Here is a 2,235-nt window from a genome sequence, read left to right as displayed (position 1 = left end):
ACAGTTTGACATAGCGGGCCGCGACGGGGCTGGTATCGTTATCGGCGGAGAGAAAAATACGACGAATTTCGTCCTCGGTGAAATAGCGCTGTCGGGCGTTGTTCTCCCTGAGAAGCTGTACCACCCTTGCCGGATGAACAGAGGTCATGCTTTGCCTTCCGGCCCATGTAAAGACGGCTTTAATGAGTACGATGACACGGTTACAGGTAGCCGCTGACAGGGAAGTACTTAACGTCTGCTGAAGGCGCAGAATGCTCGCTGGTGTGATATCGCTCAGCAGCCTCTGACCAATGGCGGGACGGATATGATCGCGGTAGCGCTGAACATCCTTTCCCCAACTGCGTTTAGCGGATTTTGCCCATGGCAGATAATGCTGATTAAAGAGTTCATCGAACGTCAGCTCCATTCTCTTGTTTTCACGCTCCTGCTTAGGGTCAGTGCCGGTGGCAAGGGAACGTTTGTGTTCTATGGCAATCTGACGAGCAAGATTGACGTCCACTTCAGGCCAGTGACCAATGGCGATGGCGCGTTTTCGTCCATGATAAAGGTAGCGTAGCAAAAACTTTTTACGACCTTCTCTTCTGCTGACCAGACACTTGAGGCCGGAAATCTCGGTGTCGCTGTATTCGGCATCGGTACTGCGTGCATCGGATGTGTTAGGGGGCAGGGATTTAATGAGCTGATTAGTAAAACGGAAGCGTTTGGGGGTGGACATATAACCTCCTGTGACTGGTGTAAAGAACGTCAGGGTTGACCCATCCCCGGCACGGCACTTTTTATCGCTGAGTTGATTTTCTGGTGTGGCGAATGGAATGCTGGTGCCACATGGGATGAATGAAGACGGGAAATACAGCAAAAACAGGCGTTACGGTCTGCTTCTGGTCTTAAGGAGAAAGATTGCCGGTGGGGAAGTGTTCACAGAAATAATATGTGTTTCAGTCGGGTATAATTACATGTGATAAGGGCAAAGAGCGTGCTTTGCTAAAATTTGACATGTTGAAGTCCACTCTTTTTAACGATGTCGTTATGGACGACATGGCGAGTCTTGCTTAGATAATTAATCAAAATACTGTGACTTTGGACCCACGTTTACCACATTTCGAGCACTTGAGCCGAGTTTTAAGGTCTTCTAGAGTTACTCCCATTGCAACATACTGCTTAAGGTCGTTCAAAGTAAGGATTGTGGGGAGACGACAAAAAAATCCAGAGGCGCAACATACCAGCATCTCCGAGCCGTTTTTTAACCAGTCCTCAAGATTATCGTGCGATCTCGTTAGTCGTTCGATATCCGCTCTCCACTGCTGGATTTCATTACCGTTCCAGTCGATATTTAGCTCGATTTGTTTGGCAACGAACCGGTGTTTACCTCTGTTAACTGTGGGTTCATAGTCCTTACGTTGATCTTTGATGAGATCAGCCTCATAGAGGAAATCATCGTTTTTGTTGTCGGTATAATCAAAAATTACCTTAATTAAATCAATATCAACGTTTTGTTTTTTGATGAATAAACCCTGTGTTCCGCTTCCGTTCAAGTCCCGGCTAAAGTTAATGTTGAGATGGCGGCGGAGTGAGAAGAAATAGCTGTGACCGTGCATAGTCAATGCAAGTCTGGCTATGTCATTGCAGTTGTAGGGTGTATGTGTATCCATGATGTTACCTTTAATTCATATTCGGTCGAGAGCGCCAGGAAACTATCCTAATATACCTTTTTTCTACACCAGTATTTGGATCAATTTTCATCCCTTTGGCCTGCTTCTTGTTGATTAACTCTCAGCGATGTTTGAAATAGGCCATCAGTGGTCAGAATCATTTTTTACTTCCACTTTTTGCTCAGATTTGACCCTAAGGTCTAAGTTCCAATACGTTTCGCTCAATTGCTATCACCCCTGATAAATTATTCTATGATGACGTGGAGGGCGGGGGATTCAGGCAATGTTAAGAAATGAAAGGTTTAAATGCGAATATTACAGGTGGAGGAGATGGTGGATACCCCCGACTGACAAGGGGAGTTGATGGCGCTGAGTTCACCCCCTTGCCTGAAGAGGAGTCTCCCCGGTCTTCCCCCGGGGATGATGGCAGGTAATTTCTTGTTAAATAAAGTAAATTATGAAATCCCCCATTTCCCCCGTATTCTCTGCTTCATTATGAATAATCTTAGAGAAGGAACCGTAAAGGACCGTAGAAAGACCGTAGCTGTGAGGTGAGGGAAGGCACATCAGAGGGTGTTGAGGTGTC

2 protein-coding genes are annotated in these 2,235 nt (G+C 46.3%); both read right to left on the bottom strand.

Annotated elements, in window-relative coordinates; all coding sequences use genetic code 11:
* A partial coding sequence (locus C5687_RS23975) for an integrase arm-type DNA-binding domain-containing protein (protein ID WP_146086311.1) occupies positions 1–715 on the bottom strand: 715 nt, incomplete at its 3' end.
* 346 nt (positions 716–1,061) lie between these two features.
* Positions 1,062–1,649 (bottom strand): hypothetical protein, encoded by a 588-nt coding sequence (locus C5687_RS23970; protein ID WP_031250069.1) that lies wholly within the window; start codon positions 1,647–1,649, stop codon positions 1,062–1,064.
* Between the last annotated feature and the right edge of the window lie 586 nt (positions 1,650–2,235).

The sequence above is a fragment of the Enterobacter sichuanensis genome (genome assembly GCF_002939185.1).
Classification (GTDB): domain Bacteria; phylum Pseudomonadota; class Gammaproteobacteria; order Enterobacterales; family Enterobacteriaceae; genus Enterobacter; species Enterobacter sichuanensis.
The sequence above is the reverse complement of the archived record's forward strand: the minus strand, read 5'-3'. Positions and strand labels throughout refer to the sequence as shown.